This is a genomic window from Pseudomonas sp. KH_024_B2 (assembly GCF_057839965.1).
Genome location: NZ_CM174502.1, coordinates 932,784 through 948,608, shown reverse-complemented (window position 1 = coordinate 948,608; position 15,825 = coordinate 932,784). Strand labels below are relative to the sequence as shown.

The window sequence follows — 15,825 nt, the reverse complement described above, 5'->3', positions numbered from 1 at the left end:
GCAAGCCCGACTCCCACAAAGCAACGCGGACATCCTGTGGGAGCGGCGGTGCGGCGATCCGACTTGCCCGCGAAGACGGTCTCACATTCACTAGATACTCAACTGACTGGTATTAACCCCTAAAGCCAGCCCCCAACAAGTCGATAACCCGTCATCGACAGCTGTTCACGGCCCCGTTACCGTGAACCACCTTATCCACAGAAGGTTTTTATGTCCTCCACCAAAGCCCGCGCAGATTCACTTTCGCTTCTGCTGTTTACCTTGCGCAGCGGCAAGCTGATGGCGATCAACCTGCTGAAAGTCAGTGAAATCATCCCCTGCCCGCCACTGACCAGGCTGCCGGAGTCGCACCCGCACGTCAAAGGCATCGCCACCCTGCGCGGCGCCTCGTTGTCGGTGATCGATCTGAGCCGGGCGATTGGTGAAAAGCCGCTGGTCGACCCGGACGGTGGCTGCCTGATCGTCACCGACGTCAGCCGCTCCAAGCAGGGTCTGCACGTTCAGGCCGTGAGCAAGATCGTGCATTGCCTGACCACCGACATCCGCCCACCGCCCTTTGGCTCCGGCGGCGTCAGGTCGTACATCACCGGCGTGACCTCGGTCGACGGCACCCTGGTGCAGGTATTGGATATCGAGAAAGTCATCCACGGCATCGCCCCGGCGCAGATCGAAATGGCGCCGACCGAGCTGAGCATGGAAGACGCCGAAGTGCTGGGTAACGCGAAAATCCTGGTGGTCGATGACAGCCAGGTGGCACTGCAACAATCGGTGCACACCCTGCGCAACCTCGGTCTGCAATGCCACACCGCACGCAGCGCCAAGGAAGCCATCGACTGCCTGCTGGACCTGCAGGGCACCGATCAGCAGATCAACCTGATCGTCTCGGACATCGAGATGTCGGAGATGGACGGCTATGCCTTCACCCGAACCCTGCGCGAAACCCCGGACTTCGCCCACCTCTACGTACTGCTGCATACCTCGCTGGACAGTGCGATGAACAGCGAAAAAGCCCGCCTGGCCGGAGCCAACGCGGTGCTGACCAAGTTCTCCTCGCCGGAACTGACCAGGTGCCTGATCGAGGCCGCCAAAGCCGTCGCGGCTCAGGGTATTTGAGTCTTGGCCGAGGACTACTGCCTACTGCTGCGGCGCGATCTCATTGAGATTTTGTCGCCCGTCGCCTGGCCGACCGGCATCCGCCTGACCGATTACCGTCCGCAGCTTGCCGAGGCGGTTCATGAGTTGATGGAGTTGGGTAATCAACAGGGCGGCGGTCGCGTACCTGCACTCGATATCTGGCGCGAACGCTTCGAGATCGATGCCGAATATGACCCGGCGCTGTGTTTTATCGCCATGGATGAACAAGGGATTGTCGGCGTCGCCCACTGCTGGACCAGCGCCTACATCAAAAATCTGGTGGTGCATCCGCGGGCTCAGGGCCAAGGGCTTGGGCGGGCGCTGCTGATGCATGCGTTCAGCGTGTTTCAGCAGCGTCGGGAAGGTTTCGTCGATCTGAAAGTGCTGGAAGATAACCAGCGGGCACGGCGCTTGTATGAAAGCGCAGGGATGCGCGTGGTACTCAGAGAACTCATTCCAGCGTAATGCCGCTATCGCGAGCAAGCTCGCTCCCACATTAGATCTCAGCGAACACAAAGTAATTGGTTGAGCTCGATCCAGTGTGGGAGCGAGCTTGCTCGCGAGGCGTCCTCAAAATCAACCCTGCTCCCAAGCCATAATTGCGCCCTGATTGTCACTGGCGCATAACTTGCTTTCAGACAGGCCTTTGCAGTGACCCTGTGATATTTCCCGTCACCGCTCTCGCCTATCAATTGCGGCTGGCCGTTCAATGAATACAACGTTTTCCTGTGTAGGTTGCGGCAAGTGCTGCACCGACCACCACGTACCCCTGACTCTCGCCGAAGCCCGGCAGTGGGCGGCTGACGGCGGCAATGTGATCGTGCTGGTGGAAGGCTTTCTCGGTAATGGTCTCGGTCTGCCGTTGCAACAACGTGAGCATGCCGAGCGACGTTCCTGTGTAGTGCCCAGCGGAACTATCGAAGCCTATGTGGCGATCACCTTCGCCGCGTACAACGTCGGCCCCTGCCGGAATCTTGACGAAGATCAGCTCTGCCGGATCTATGAGCGCCGGCCTTTGGTGTGTCGCATCTACCCCATGGAAATCAATCCGCACATTGCGCTCAAACCAGCCGCCAAGGAATGCCCGCCAGAATCCTGGGAGACAGGACCGGACCTGATTGTCGGTGGTGAGTTGGTCGACCAGGAACTGGCCGACCTGATCCAGCGTTCACGTCAGGCTGACCGGGACGACATCCAGACCAAGGAAGCCATCTGCGAACGGTTGGGCATTCGCACTACCGCGCTCAAGGGCGACGGCTTCACCGCTTACCTGCCGGACATGACGGCCTTTGCCACTGCCATTGAGCAGGCTGAAGCGCAACCCTCGGTGAGTTCGGCCAGCGAGTGGCTGTTCCATGTTTCCGGGGAAGATATCGCCGAACAGGTGCTGGCAGCCGGAGCGCAGGTGGTGACGGTGGCAGCGGTGAATTATGCGTTTATTTCGTTGCGGGCGGCCTAGGGTTCGCCTCAGTGCTTTCACTGACTGCACTGACCCCGATTATTTCAGGCGCTTCAACAGTTCATTCCCTACCTCTAGCGTCGAAGCGGGGTTCTGACCGGTAATCAATTCGCGATCGACCACCATATTGGCCGTCCAGGGCACGATATTGCTGCTGTATAGCCCACCCGCCTGCTCCAGGGCCGTCTGCGGGAAAAACTTCATTTGTCCTCCGCCGAGGCGACCTTCAGCCATTCGTTCTTCCACATTACTCATGACAGTCATCTTGTACCCTGCATAAATCCAGTCAGGGCGCGCCTGTACGTGTCCTGCCAACTCCAGTTGACCGACAAACCCTGCAGCATCAGGCAACGCCGAGAGCAACGCGGCAGGCCCATGGCACACCAGCGCGGTAGGTTTGCCCTGGGTATGGAAGCTCGCCAGCAACTTGCCCAATAGCGGGCTGTGAGTAAGGTCCTGCATCGGCGCACGGCCGCCGGGGATATACAGTGCATCAAAGCGCTCGTAACCCATCTGCTCTACGCGGGACAGGCTGATCACTGGAGACTCGCCCGGTGAAGTGATCTTGAGCCGGTCCAGCAATGCCTTGTGCGCATTAAAGGCGTCAATATCGTTGTTGAAGTAGGACTTGTTGACAGAGCCTTGATCCAGGCTGGGCGCTTTGCCGTGGGGTGTCGCGAACGTCACCGTATGACCCGCATCGAGAAGCAGTTTCACCGGCTGCATCAACTCGTTGAAAAAAAAGCCGGTTGGGGTGACCTTGCCGTCCTTCAAGTCAAGTTGTGCGGCATCGGATAACACCACCAGCACATTGGCGGCGTGGGCAGCGAGGCTGATGACGTTGAGCACGACCGTCAGCGCCAGCATCGTTAGTATCTTCATCGTAGTTCCACCGATTTGGAGAGCGTGAACCTAGCCTTTGATAACGGCCAGGCATTCAACTTCGACACGTGCGTTCAGCACCAGCTTCCGGGTAGAGAACGTGGTACGGGCGGGAAGTCGATCGGCAGGAAAATATCTGACGTACACGTCATTCATTGCGGAGAAGTCATTGATATCGGCAAGTATGACCGTGCACTTCGCCACTTGATCAAGGGAAGAGCCATTACGCTCCAGCACCTCACGCAGGGTGTTCATGGTCTGGGTCATTTCTGCGCGAATTCCTCCTGTCACCAGTTTGTCGTTGGCACCGACACCAAGAACCCCGGAGAGGTACAGCATCTCGCCGACCCGCACGGCTTGCGAGAAAGGCTGATCTTTTCCCCCGGGACTGTACTGTAGTGAGTTTGCCGCGACCGGCTCAGCACCGCTCCCGACAACCGTCGATGAACCTGAGGGCTCAGACAAATAACGTTTGATGATGGGATCGTACTTACCGTTTTGTTTAAGACCCGCAAGGGCTTTATTCAAGGCATCACGCAGATCAGGATCGGTCTTGCGTACACCCATCGCCACGCCGCTACCCAGAAGTTCGTCGGTAATCACCGGCCCGGAAAAACCGAAAGCACGGCCTTGGGGCGTATCCAGTAAGGCAGCGGAGATTTCAATGGCGTCTTGCAGCGTCGCATCGATATCGCCAGCCAGAAGACTGTCGATCAACTCGGTATTGAACTTGAAACTCTGAATGATTACCCCGGCAGGTGCCCATCTGGCTTGTGCATAAGCTTCCCGGCTCGTACCGGCCAATACACCGACACGTTTGCCTTTGAGCGATTGCGCGTCCGGCAGTAAACCTGCGTCTTTGAGCGTAACCAGACGATTGCTGAGCGGGTACAGATTCTCGGTAAAGTCGATTATCTGCCGACGCAGTGGCGTGGCCGACATCGGCATGATCGCGTCGAAACGCCCGGCCTCGAGCGCTGCAATGTTGGTGGCATAATCCTGATCGATCCAGACACAGCGAGCATCGAGTTCGGCGCACAGGGCATTACCCAACTCGATATTCAGTCCGACCAGTTCACCCTGAGCATTGCGGCTTTCGAAGGGCGGGACTAACGCCTCGACTGCAAAGCGGATTTCGGTCCGCTTTTTTTCTCCCGCAAGGGCCGCAAAGGCGCCCACCGTCATGGATAAAAGCAGGGTTGTTAAGGTTTTTCCAAACTTCATCGCGGCGTCCTTCGAGAAAGATCAATGGAGCCCGCAACGCCCTTCTCTACCCTTAGAGGGTTTTAGAGACACTCTGCAAATGATGAGTGGATATCAAAATGCATCGTTGATGAGTGGCATTTAGCGGACAACGAACTTTTAACGAATAGCCGTAGAGTCCTCTACGAGAAGAGTCTGGATTTGTTGTAGGAGCAAGCCTGGAGTGGGACAGATTTGTTACTGTCCCGAAGGGGAAGGTCAGGTAAAACCGCGCGGATCAGCGCTTGCCCATCGAGCGACGGGTGCCGGGAGGCGCTGCGCCAGGGGTTTTGGTGTGGCCGTTCTTCGCGCCGTTTTTGTACCACGGCTGATTGGCGTTCTTCGCCGCGGCAAGCTCGCCCGGTTTGAACGGGAACTTGAACGCGGGAATCGCGGCTTTGTCTTCGGTGTCTGCGCTGGAGTCGACGCTGTTTTGCAGGTCAGCCTGTTCGTCGCTCTGGACGTCAGCAGCAGGCGGTTGTTTACGGGAAGTCATGAAAGCTCCAAGGGTACAAAAAATGGCTCCGGCCAGGGTGACAGGCCGTAGAAGCCGGCAGTATACCTGTGCGCCTGCGATCTTTAACCTGCACAGCGCACGAATGGTCAGCCATTGCTGACAGCGCTGTCAGTTAGCAGTCACTTTGCTGACCGGATTGGAGGACTATAAGTAAGTCATTGATACTGGCCAAATCCCTCGAACACTTGCTCTGGCGTCCTGAAAGCATGCGTATTCAGAAAAAAACGGTGTTGATCGCAGGGTTGCTGATCGCTTTGGCCGCAGTGGTTGCCGTGTTTTTGACCAGGCCCGCAGCGACCAGACTGGCGGCGCCAACCGCGATTCCTGTGCGGGTGATCAGCGTCGAGCAAAAGGACGTGCCGCGCTATGTCAGCGGCATCGGCTCGGTGCTGTCGTTGCATAGCGTCATCATCCGGCCGCAGGTCGACGGCATTCTGACCAAACTGTGGGTCAAAGAAGGACAACTGGTAAAAAGCGCTGATCTGCTGGCCACCCTCGACGATCGCTCGATCCGCGCCAGCCTCGATCAGGCCCGCGCTCAGCTGGGGCAAAGCCAGGCGCAACTGCAAGTGGCCGAGGTCAATCTCAAGCGCTACAAGTTGCTGAGTGTCGATGATGGCGTCTCAAAGCAGACCTATGATCAGCAACAGGCACTGGTCAATCAGTTGAAAGCCACCGCACAGGGCAACCAGGCTGCCATCGACGCCGCGCAAGTTCAGCTGTCTTACACGCAGATTCGCTCGCCAGTCACCGGCCGGGTGGGTATTCGCACGGTGGATGAAGGCAACTTCCTGCGCATGAGCGATACCCAAGGCTTGTTCTCGGTGACCCAGATCGACCCGATCGCCGTCGAGTTTTCTCTGCCGCAACACATGCTGCCAACCCTGCAAAGATTGATCAGCGCCCAGACCCAGGCCCAGGTCAACGCCTATATGGGTGCCGACACCGATGGTGAAACCGGCGACCTGCTCGGCGAAGGGCGCCTGAGCCTGATCGACAACCAGATCAACGCCAACACCGGGACCATCCGCGCCAAGGCCGAATTCAGCAACGCCGGGCAAAAGCTCTGGCCGGGGCAATTGGTGACCATCAAGATCCAGACCGCCCTCGACAAAGATGCCCTGGTAGTGCCGCCCACCGTGGTGCTACGCGGACTCGATCAGCATTTCGTCTACCGGGTCAACGCCGACAAGGTCGAAGTGGTGCCAGTGCAAATGGTCTACCAGGACACTGCTCAGAACATCATCAAAGGCGTGAACGCCGGTGATGTGCTGGTGAGCGACGGCCAATCGCGGCTCAAGGCAGGTGCCAGGATCGAAGTGCTCAGCGAGCCACCGCAGGCTACTCAAACAGCGAACACGGAGCCGCAACCATGAAAGGCCATGGCTCGGTTTCGGTCTGGTGCATCGACCACCCGGTCTCGACCTTTCTGCTGACCTTCGCTCTGGTGCTGCTGGGGCTGATCGCCTTCCCGCGACTGCCCATCGCACCGTTGCCGGAGGCGGAGTTCCCGACCATCCAGGTCGCTGCGCAGTTGCCCGGCGCCAGTCCGCAGACCATGGCCTCCTCGGTGGCCACGCCGCTGGAAGTGCAGTTCAGTGCCATCCCCGGCATGACCCAAATGACTTCCAGCAGCGCCCTGGGCTCGACCAACCTGACGCTGCAATTCACCCTCGAAAAAAGCATCGACACCGCCGCCCAGGAAGTTCAAGCGGCGATCAACACCGCCTCCGGCAAGCTGCCCAATGACATGCCGAGCCTGCCGACCTGGAGGAAGGTCAACCCGGCCGACAGCCCGGTGCTGATCCTCGCCATCAGCTCGACGCAGATGCCCGGTACCGAACTCAGCGACTATGTGGAAACCCTGCTGGCGCGGCAGCTCAGCCAGATCGGCGGGGTCGGTCAGATCTACATCACTGGCCAGCAACGCCCGGCCATCCGCGTCCAGGTCGCGCCAGACAAACTGGCGGCCATCGGTCTGACCCTGGCCGACATCCGGATAGCCCTGCAGCAGGCTAGCCTGAACCTGGCCAAGGGCGCGCTGTACGGCCCGTCGAGCATTTCCACGCTGTCGACCAACGACCAGCTGTTTCACCCCGAGGAATACAGGCAGTTGATCGTCTCCTACAAGGACGGTGCACCAGTCCACCTCAAAGATGTCGCGCGAGTGATCAACGGCTCGGAAAACGCCTACGTTCAGGCCTGGTCCGGTGATCAACCGGGGTTGAACCTGGTGATCTTCCGTCAACCCGGCGCCAACATCGTCGCGACTGTCGACCGCATCCAGGCTGAACTGCCGCGTCTGCAAGCGATGCTCCCGGCCACGGTGCAAGTGACTGTGCTGTCAGACCGGACCAAGACCATCCGCGCCTCGTTGCAAGAAGTGGAAATCACCCTGCTGATCGCCGTGTTGCTGGTGATCGCGGTAATGGCGCTGTTCCTGCGCCAGTGGTCGGCGACGCTGATTGTTTCCAGCGTGCTCGGCGTGTCGCTGATCGCCAGTTTCGCGCTGATGTACGTGATGGGTTTCAGCCTGAACAACCTGACCCTGGTGGCGATCGTGATCTCCGTGGGTTTTGTGGTGGACGATGCGATAGTCGTCGTAGAGAACATTCACCGGCACCTCGAGGCCGGCGACGGCATGCGCGAGGCGGCAATCAAGGGTGCCGGCGAGATCGGCTTTACGGTGGTGTCCATCAGCTTCTCGCTGGTAGCCGCGTTTATCCCGTTGCTGTTCATGGGCGGCGTGGTCGGACGGCTGTTCAAGGAATTCGCCCTGACCGCGACCTCAACCATTTTGATTTCGGTGGTGGTGTCGTTGACCCTGGCGCCAACCCTGGCCGCGCTGTTCATGCGAGCCCCGGCACACGATGCCCACGCCAAACCCGGCTTCGGCGAACGACTGCTGGCGCGCTACGAAAAAGGCCTGCGTCGCGCCCTCGCCCACCAGCGGCTGACGCTCGGGATTTTCGGCCTGACGTTGACCATGGCGATTGTCGGCTACGTGATCATTCCCAAAGGTTTCTTTCCGGTGCAGGACACCGGTTTCGTGCTCGGGACCAGTGAGGCGGCGGCCGACGTGTCCTACCCGGACATGGTGGCCAAACACCTGGCGCTGGCGAAAATCGTCAGCGCCGATCCGGCGGTGCAGACCTTCTCCCATTCCGTGGGCGTGAGCGGCAGCAACCAGACCATCGCCAACGGCCGCTTCTGGATCGCCTTGAAAGACCGCAACCAACGCGATGTCAGCGCCAGCCAGTTCATCGACCGGATCCGTCCGCAACTGGCGAGGATTCCGGGGATCGTCCTCTACCTGCGGGCCGGCCAGGACATCAACCTCAGCTCCGGGCCGAGTCGCAGCCAATACCAATACGTGCTCAAGAGTAACGACGGACCGACCCTGAATACCTGGACCCAGCGCCTGACGGAAAAACTGCGGGCCAACCCGGCGTTCCGTGATATTTCCAACGACTTGCAACTGGGCGGCAGCATTACCCATATCAGCATCGATCGCAGCGCGGCAGCGCGTTTCGGCCTGAACGCCACCGATGTCGACCAAGCGCTTTACGATGCGTTTGGCCAGCGTCAGGTCAACGAATTCCAGACCGAGACCAATCAATACAATGTGATCCTCGAACTCGACGCCAAGCAGCGCGGCAAGGCCGAAAGCCTGAATTACTTCTACCTGCGCTCGCCCCTCAGTGGCGAGATGGTGCCGTTGTCGGCATTGGCCAAGGTCGATCCACCCACAGTCGGGCCGCTGTCCATTGCTCATGACGGAATGTTCCCGGCCGCCAACCTGTCGTTCAACCTTGCGCCCGGCGTGGCGTTGGGCGATGCGGTGATCATGCTCAACCAGGCGAAGAACGAGATCGGCGTGCCGGCCTCGATCATCGGCAACTTCCAGGGCGCAGCCCAGGCGTTCCAGAGTTCGCTGGCCAGCCAGCCATGGCTGATTCTGGCGGCGCTGTTGGCGGTCTACATCATTCTCGGGGTGCTCTATGAGAGCTTCGTGCATCCGTTGACAATCATCTCGACCCTGCCCTCGGCCGGTCTTGGCGCCCTGCTGATGCTGTGGATCTGGGGCCAGGACTTCTCGGTCATGGCATTGATCGGTCTGGTGCTGCTGATCGGGATCGTCAAGAAGAACGGCATCCTGATGATCGACTTCGCCCTCGACGCCCAGCGCAAAGGTGGGCTGACACCGGAAGACGCCATCTACCAGGCCTGTCTCACCCGGTTCAGGCCCATCATGATGACCACCCTCGCCGCGCTGCTCGGCGCCCTGCCGCTGATGCTCGGTTATGGCACCGGCGCCGAACTGCGCCAGCCACTGGGGATCGCGGTGGTTGGCGGGCTGCTGGTCAGCCAGGCGCTGACCCTGTTCACCACGCCGGTCATATACTTGTGGCTTGAGCGGCTATTCCATCGGCCCAGACCAGCCCCGACGCTGGCGAGCACTTACTGAGGCGGGGTCATGCGCGTTCTGATTATCGAAGACGAAGAAAAAACCGCGGATTACCTGCACCGTGGTTTGACCGAACAGGGCTACACCGTGGACCTGGCCCGGGATGGCGTCGAAGGTTTGCACCTGGCGCTGGAAAGCGACTACGCGGTGATCGTGCTTGATGTAATGCTGCCAGGCCTCGATGGCTTTGGCGTGCTGCGCGCCTTGCGTGCGCGCAAGCAAACCCCGGTGATCATGCTCACCGCCCGCGAGCGCGTCGAAGACCGGATCAAAGGCCTGCGCGACGGTGCCGATGATTATCTGGGTAAACCCTTTTCCTTCCTTGAACTGGTCGCACGCCTGCAAGCGTTGACTCGCCGCAGCGGCGGTCATGAACCCGTGCAGATCAGCATCGCCGACCTGTGGATAGATTTGATCAGCCGCAAGGCCAGCCGGGCCGGCACACGACTGGACCTGACCGCCAAGGAGTTTTCGCTGCTCAGCGTGCTGGCCCGGCGCCAAGGCGAAATCCTCTCGAAAACCGCCATTGCCGAGATGGTCTGGGACATCAATTTCGACAGCGACGCGAATGTCGTCGAAGTCGCGATCAAACGCCTGCGGGCCAAGCTCGACGGGCCGTTTGAAGAGAAACTGCTGCACACCATTCGCGGCATGGGGTATGTGCTGGAGAGCCGTGGTGTCTAACTCCATTGCGTTACGCCTGAGCGGCATGTTTACGCTGGTGGCACTGCTGGTGTTTCTGTTGATCGGTGGTGCGCTCTATCAACAGGTCGACAAGGGTTTGGGCCTGCTGCCCGAAGCCGAGCTGGATGCGCGTTACAGCGTGCTGGAATCAGCCCTCAACCGTTACGGCACACCCGAGCATTGGGCGAAGATCAACGCCAAGCTCAATCTGCTCAGCGAAGAAGACAAACGCATCCGTTTCTGGGTCGTCAGTGGTGACGCCGGTTATGAATATGGCGCCCCGGATGCGCAGATTCGCGCCTTCGCCCAAGGACCGCTGGGCATGCGTGACTTGACCCTGCCAGACCACAAGTACCCGTTGAAAGTGCTGGTCAGCCAACTGCCGGCCAAGGACCAGCGACCGCCACTACGCTTTCTGATCGGCATCGACACCGAGACCTTCTTCCAGACCCAGCATCACCTGCTGGTCGCCCTGATCAGCCTGGCCATTATCGGTGTATTACTGTCCTCGGCCCTGGGTTACTGGGTGGCACGGATCGGTCTGAAACCGTTGATCAAACTCTCCCAGGAGGCGCAACGACTGACCCCGCCGCGGCTCTCCGGGCGCCTGCAGCTGTCACCGTTGCCGCCGGAACTCAATCAATTCGTCAGCGCCTTCAACTCGACCCTGGAACGGGTGGAGCAAGCCTATTCACGCTTTGAGTCGTTCAATGCCGATGTGGCCCATGAATTGCGCTCGCCGTTGACCAACCTGATCGGCCAGACCCAGGTCGCGCTGACGCGCGGGCGTTCGGCCGAACACTACTTCGAAGTCCTGCAATCGAACCTCGAAGAGCTTGAGCGACTGAGGTCGATCATCAATGACATGCTGTTTCTGGCCAGTGCCGATCAGGGCAGCAAAGCCACCCAACTGACCACGACGTCGCTGGCCGATGAAGTCGCAACGACCCTGGATTACCTGGACTTCATCCTTGAAGACGCTCAGGTGAAAGTCGAAGTCAGCGGCGACGCCAATGTGCAAATCGAGAAAGCTCATCTGCGTCGGGCGCTGATCAATTTGCTGAACAATGCGGTGCAATACACCGCGCCCGGGCAGGTCATTCGCGTGCAGATCGACGCGCAGGAACATCAGGTCGCCATCGGCGTCGCCAACCCCGGCGAGGCCATCGCCAGCGAACACCTGTCGCGATTGTTCGAACGCTTCTATCGGGTCGACGCCTCACGCAGCAACAGCGGCGCCAACCATGGCCTGGGGCTGGCCATCGTCAAAGCCATCGCCTTGATGCATGGCGGCGATGTGTTTGTGCGCAGTGACGGCGGGATGAATACATTTGGTATCTATCTGCCGGTTTAGTTCGCCCTGTTTGCCGCAGTCGCAGCAAAAGGCCAGCACGTTTTGCTGGCCTTTTTCATGCGCGGGATTTATACATGCGCCATAGGTGCAACCGGTCTCTGTCAGTCTGCCCGCTTCCCTCGCAACAATTTAATACCGTCCAGACAGCAGAAGTCAGAACCATGAGTGTGAGCAGTGCGACATCCCGTCCCCCGCCCCCCGTCAGCCGGTCGGAGTGGATCCTGATTCTTGGCAGTTCGCTGACGGTGATTGCCATTCTGAGTATCGTGACCTTTCTGCTGATCCGCGAACATGGCACTGCCCAACTGTCCGCAACGCGTGCAGCCTCCAACATTGTGCAGTTGATCGACGCTGACGTGCTGCGCAATGTCGAGCTTTATGACCTGTCCCTGCAGGGATTGATCGCCGCTTCGCAGCGCACCGACCTCACGCTGGTTTCCCCACAAATACGCCATCTGCTGTTGTTCGATCGAGCAATCGCCGCCCCCCATATGGGCGAGATTCTGTTACTCGATAAACACGGTAACGTGCTCGCCGACTCGGCATCAGTCGAACCGCAGCCGGGTAACTTCGCCGACCGCGAGTACTTCCGGTCCCATGTACAAAATCTTGATAGCGCAATGTCTATCAGCCGGCCATTCAGGGCCAGACGCGGCGATCACGACTGGCGTATCAGCTTCAGCCGCCGCCTCTCGTCGCAACAGGGCGAATTTCTCGGTGTCGCCGAAGCGGCCATGCGCCTGAGCTACTTCAATCAGCTGTTCAGCAGTTTGAGTATCGACCGAGACAGCTCGGTCAATCTGATCAGCACCGGTGGGTTCCTGCTCGCCCAGCAACCGCCCCTGGCCGATGACTTGATCGGCAAGGATTTCAGTAACCGGCCCAACTTCATGCGTATTCTGCGTGAGGGCAATGGCAGCTTCACCAGTGTATCGAGCCGCGATGGCAAACAGCGGCTTTACACCTTTTCCAGGGTCGGCAATCTGCCGTTGATCGTCGTGGTAGCGCTCTCGATCGATGAAGTATTTGCTTCCTGGAAACGCACAGCGGTGTTGGTAAGCGGTGCCACGGGTGTGTTGTGCATTGGCCTGCTCTGGCTGACCTGGCTGCTGTGCCGCGAATTGCGACGCCGACACAGTGCCGAGCTGGAACTCGCGCAACTGGCCGCAACCGACGGTTTGACGGGGCTGGCCAACCGTAGATCCCTGGATCAGACGCTGGATATTGAATGGGCCCGAGCGCAACGTTCGGGCCACGCGCTTTCGGTGCTCATGATCGACGTCGACCACTTCAAGGCCTTCAACGATAAACACGGCCATCAACTTGGCGACGAAGCCCTGTCCACCGTGGCCAGGGTGATCAAAAACAACATACGCCGCCCCGGCGATCTGGCGGCTCGTTATGGTGGAGAAGAGTTTGCCGTGGTGCTGCCGGAAACCGACAGCAATGGCGCATCGCGCATTGCCGAGAGTATCCGCGCTGCCGTTGAACAGGGTGAGCCCGTGAGCGCTGACGACTCGCCCATCACCGTCAGCATCGGACTCAGCAGCTGGTCAGGCGCGTTTGAGGAAAGCCCGGAAACGCTGCTCTTCGCCGCCGACAAAGCGCTTTATCAGGCCAAAAACAGTGGACGGAATCGGGTGGTGGCAGGTTGAAATCCACGTTGTGAGTACCGGCCCCATCGCGAGCAGGCTCGCTCCCACAGTGGATTTTTGGTGTACACAAAATCTGTGTTCACATCGATCAATGTGGGAGCGAGCCTGCTCGCGATGGCGTCATGACGAACACCCATTTTCCTGCTGCCATAAAAAAAGGCCACCCGAAGGCAGCCTTTAAAAAACTAGAGAGGTTTTTTGCTTACACCGCCGCAACCGGACGCATGTAAGAGATCGGTGCAGTGCTGGCATCTTCGAAGGTCACGACTTCCCACGCATCTTTCTGCTCAATCAATTTGCGCAGAAGCTGGTTGTTCAGTGCATGCCCCGACTTGAAGCCGCGGAACTCACCTATCAGGCTATTGCCCAGCAGGTAGAGGTCACCAATTGCATCGAGGATCTTGTGCTTCACGAATTCGTCTTCATAGCGAAGGCCGTCTTCGTTCAGTACACCATCCGCGTCGACCACGATGGCGTTTTCAACGCTACCGCCGAGTGCGAGGTTGTGCTTGCGCAGGTACTCGATATCACTCATGAAACCAAAGGTCCGGGCGCGGCTGACTTCTTTTACAAACGAAGTGCTGGAAAAATCCACGCTGGCACTTTGAGTGCGGTCACGGAACACCGGGTGATCGAAATCGATCTCAAAGCTCACTTTGAAGCCTTCGAAAGGAAGGAAAGTGGCGCGCTTGTCGCCGTCTTCCACAGTCACTTCACGCAGGATGCGGATGAACTTCTTGGCTGCGTCCTGTTCTTCCAGGCCGGCAGATTGAATCAGGAATACGAAGGGTCCGGCACTACCATCCATGATCGGGACTTCGGACGCGGAGAGCTCGACGTAGGCGTTATCGATGCCCAGGCCTGCCATGGCCGAGAGCAAGTGCTCCACCGTGTCCACTTTGGTGTCACCGCTGACCAGTGTGGTCGACATAGTGGTTTCACCAACGTTTTCCGCGCGAGCAGGAATCTGCACCACAGGGTCCAGGTCGGCACGACAAAACACAATGCCGGTGTCTACAGGCGCAGGCTTGAGAGTCAGATATACCTTCTCCCCGGAGTGCAGACCTACACCTGTGGCACGGATAATATTTTTCAGAGTGCGTTGTTTAATCATGGCTTGGGCCGCTTCAGCGCAAATTGCGAACTGGTATCAACAAAGGCTGGCGATGATAGCAGACCAGACCTTTGCTGAACACCAATCACCCTAATACCCCTGATACATTCCATCAATCGGCCTGGCGACGCAGAAATGCCGGGATGTCCAGATAGTCCAGATCATCTTGCGGATTCAGCTTCGCCGCGGTCGCAGCACTGGCCTGAGCCTGATTGCGCATCACGGTTGGACGGTCCAGATCGCGGTAGTTCACCGACGGCATCTCCTGGCGCGAAGGTGCTGGCGATTGAGCGGCCATGGAGGTATGAACGGTATTGTCGATGACCTTCACAGGCTTCTCGATTTTCGCGCCCAGACCGGTGGCAACCACGGTCACGTGCAGTTCGTCGCGCATGTCCGGATCGATAACAGTACCGACCTTGACCATTGCGTGCTCGGAAGCGAAGGCTTCGATGATGCTACCCACGTCGGAGTACTCACCCAGGGACAGGTCAGGACCGGCGGTGATGTTCACCAGGATGCCGCGTGCACCTTGCAGGTTCACGTCTTCGAGCAACGGGTTGCGGATGGCCGCTTCAGTCGCTTCACGTGCACGGTTCGGACCGCTGGCGCAGCCAGTGCCCATCATCGCCATGCCCATTTCGCTCATCACGGTACGCACGTCAGCGAAGTCGACGTTGATCATGCCCGGACGCTTGATGATGTCGGAGATACCGCGAACGGCACCGGCCAGTACATCGTCAGCCTTGGCGAAAGCCGACAGAAGGCTCGCGTCTTTACCCAGGATGGTCAGCAGTTTCTCGTTGGGAATGGTGATCAACGAGTCGACGCTTTCAGACAGCAGGCGGATGCCTTCGTCTGCGATCTGCATGCGCTTGCGACCTTCGAACGGGAACGGACGAGTCACCACCGCAACGGTGAGGATGCCCATTTCCTTGGCCACTTCGGCGATGATCGGCGCAGCACCGGTACCTGTACCGCCGCCCATGCCCGTGGTGATGAACACCATGTTGGTGCCCTGCAGCACTTCGGCAATGCGCTCACGGTCTTCCAGAGCGGCCTGACGACCCACTTCCGGATTCGCGCCGGCACCCAGGCCCTTGGTCACGCCAGTGCCCAATTGCAGGATGGTCCGTGCGCCGATGCTTTTCAGCGCTTGCGCGTCGGTGTTGGCGCAGATGAATTCCACGCCTTCGATGTTGCTTTTAACCATATGGTTGACAGCGTTGCCGCCGCCACCGCCGACACCGATAACTTTAATTACCGGGCTTTGCGGGATGTTGTCTACGAGTTCGAACATTTTCCCTCTCCTTACG

Annotated in this window: 13 protein-coding genes; 8 read left to right on the top strand and 5 right to left on the bottom strand. The window is 59.0% G+C overall.

Features of this window, described 5'->3' with window-relative positions:
* Positions 1-210 precede the first annotated feature (210 nt).
* From AC3I0A_RS04420 to AC3I0A_RS04410, 3 genes are all read left to right on the top strand, one after another.
* Positions 211-1,113, top strand: coding sequence for a chemotaxis protein CheV (locus AC3I0A_RS04420; protein WP_489376419.1), 903 nt, complete (start codon positions 211-213; stop codon positions 1,111-1,113).
* 3 nt (positions 1,114-1,116) lie between these two features.
* Positions 1,117-1,599, top strand: coding sequence for a GNAT family N-acetyltransferase (locus AC3I0A_RS04415; RefSeq protein WP_489376418.1), 483 nt, complete (start codon positions 1,117-1,119; stop codon positions 1,597-1,599).
* Positions 1,600-1,843: 244 nt separating this feature from the next.
* Positions 1,844-2,593 (top strand): YkgJ family cysteine cluster protein, encoded by a 750-nt coding sequence (locus tag AC3I0A_RS04410; protein WP_489376417.1) that lies wholly within the window; start codon positions 1,844-1,846, stop codon positions 2,591-2,593.
* A gap of 39 nt (positions 2,594-2,632) precedes the next feature.
* On the opposite strand, the gene AC3I0A_RS04405 is transcribed toward AC3I0A_RS04410, so the two are convergent.
* The 3 genes from AC3I0A_RS04405 to AC3I0A_RS04395 form a co-directional block, all read right to left on the bottom strand.
* The gene (locus AC3I0A_RS04405) at positions 2,633-3,475 is read right to left on the bottom strand and encodes a type 1 glutamine amidotransferase domain-containing protein (protein ID WP_489376416.1); all 843 of its coding nucleotides are present in this window, start codon (positions 3,473-3,475) and stop codon (positions 2,633-2,635) included.
* A gap of 30 nt (positions 3,476-3,505) precedes the next feature.
* Positions 3,506-4,699, bottom strand: coding sequence for a transporter substrate-binding domain-containing protein (locus AC3I0A_RS04400; protein ID WP_489376415.1), 1,194 nt, complete (start codon positions 4,697-4,699; stop codon positions 3,506-3,508).
* A 256-nt stretch (positions 4,700-4,955) separates the two neighbouring features.
* On the bottom strand, positions 4,956-5,213 hold the full coding sequence (locus AC3I0A_RS04395; protein ID WP_489376414.1) for a hypothetical protein: 258 nt from the start codon (positions 5,211-5,213) through the stop codon (positions 4,956-4,958).
* A gap of 227 nt (positions 5,214-5,440) precedes the next feature.
* Between AC3I0A_RS04395 and AC3I0A_RS04390 the strand changes: the two genes are divergently transcribed.
* The 5 genes from AC3I0A_RS04390 (at position 5,441) to AC3I0A_RS04370 (ending at position 13,395) form a co-directional block, all read left to right on the top strand.
* A complete protein-coding gene (locus tag AC3I0A_RS04390; protein ID WP_489376413.1) occupies positions 5,441-6,610 on the top strand; it encodes an efflux RND transporter periplasmic adaptor subunit in 1,170 nt (389 codons plus the stop codon).
* On the top strand, positions 6,607-9,702 hold the full coding sequence (locus AC3I0A_RS04385) for a multidrug efflux RND transporter permease subunit (protein ID WP_489376412.1): 3,096 nt from the start codon (positions 6,607-6,609) through the stop codon (positions 9,700-9,702). The genes AC3I0A_RS04390 and AC3I0A_RS04385 overlap by 4 nt, the downstream gene beginning before the upstream one ends.
* A gap of 9 nt (positions 9,703-9,711) precedes the next feature.
* Complete coding sequence (locus tag AC3I0A_RS04380) at positions 9,712-10,386, top strand: heavy metal response regulator transcription factor (protein WP_489376411.1); 675 nt, start codon at positions 9,712-9,714, stop codon at positions 10,384-10,386.
* Positions 10,376-11,740 carry a heavy metal sensor histidine kinase gene (locus AC3I0A_RS04375; RefSeq protein ID WP_489376410.1) on the top strand — a complete coding sequence of 455 codons (1,365 nt, stop codon included), beginning with the start codon at positions 10,376-10,378 and terminating at the stop codon, positions 11,738-11,740. The genes AC3I0A_RS04380 and AC3I0A_RS04375 overlap by 11 nt, the downstream gene beginning before the upstream one ends.
* A 161-nt stretch (positions 11,741-11,901) precedes the next feature.
* On the top strand, positions 11,902-13,395 hold the full coding sequence (locus AC3I0A_RS04370; protein ID WP_489376409.1) for a GGDEF domain-containing protein: 1,494 nt from the start codon (positions 11,902-11,904) through the stop codon (positions 13,393-13,395).
* A 202-nt stretch (positions 13,396-13,597) separates the two neighbouring features.
* Here the strand turns inward: AC3I0A_RS04370 and lpxC are convergent, their stop codons facing one another.
* The gene (gene lpxC, locus AC3I0A_RS04365) at positions 13,598-14,509 is read right to left on the bottom strand and encodes a UDP-3-O-acyl-N-acetylglucosamine deacetylase (protein ID WP_489376408.1); all 912 of its coding nucleotides are present in this window, start codon (positions 14,507-14,509) and stop codon (positions 13,598-13,600) included.
* A 112-nt stretch (positions 14,510-14,621) separates the two neighbouring features.
* A complete protein-coding gene (gene ftsZ / locus AC3I0A_RS04360; protein ID WP_489376407.1) occupies positions 14,622-15,809 on the bottom strand; it encodes a cell division protein FtsZ in 1,188 nt (395 codons plus the stop codon).
* Between the last annotated feature and the right edge of the window lie 16 nt (positions 15,810-15,825).

Excerpts from the sequence above, each read along its gene's own strand:
- AC3I0A_RS04420 (WP_489376419.1), top strand. The coding sequence starts at position 211 with ATGTCCTCCACCAAAGCCCGCGCAGATTCACTTTCGCTTCTGCTGTTT.
- AC3I0A_RS04410 (WP_489376417.1), top strand. The coding sequence starts at position 1,844 with ATGAATACAACGTTTTCCTGTGTAGGTTGCGGCAAGTGCTGCACCGAC.
- AC3I0A_RS04405 (WP_489376416.1), bottom strand. The coding sequence starts at position 3,475 with ATGAAGATACTAACGATGCTGGCGCTGACGGTCGTGCTCAACGTCATC.
- AC3I0A_RS04400 (WP_489376415.1), bottom strand. The coding sequence starts at position 4,699 with ATGAAGTTTGGAAAAACCTTAACAACCCTGCTTTTATCCATGACGGTG.
- AC3I0A_RS04395 (WP_489376414.1), bottom strand. The coding sequence starts at position 5,213 with ATGACTTCCCGTAAACAACCGCCTGCTGCTGACGTCCAGAGCGACGAA.
- AC3I0A_RS04390 (WP_489376413.1), top strand. The coding sequence starts at position 5,441 with ATGCGTATTCAGAAAAAAACGGTGTTGATCGCAGGGTTGCTGATCGCT.
- AC3I0A_RS04385 (WP_489376412.1), top strand. The coding sequence starts at position 6,607 with ATGAAAGGCCATGGCTCGGTTTCGGTCTGGTGCATCGACCACCCGGTC.
- AC3I0A_RS04380 (WP_489376411.1), top strand. The coding sequence starts at position 9,712 with ATGCGCGTTCTGATTATCGAAGACGAAGAAAAAACCGCGGATTACCTG.
- AC3I0A_RS04370 (WP_489376409.1), top strand. The coding sequence starts at position 11,902 with ATGAGTGTGAGCAGTGCGACATCCCGTCCCCCGCCCCCCGTCAGCCGG.
- lpxC (WP_489376408.1), bottom strand. The coding sequence starts at position 14,509 with ATGATTAAACAACGCACTCTGAAAAATATTATCCGTGCCACAGGTGTA.
- ftsZ (WP_489376407.1), bottom strand. The coding sequence starts at position 15,809 with ATGTTCGAACTCGTAGACAACATCCCGCAAAGCCCGGTAATTAAAGTT.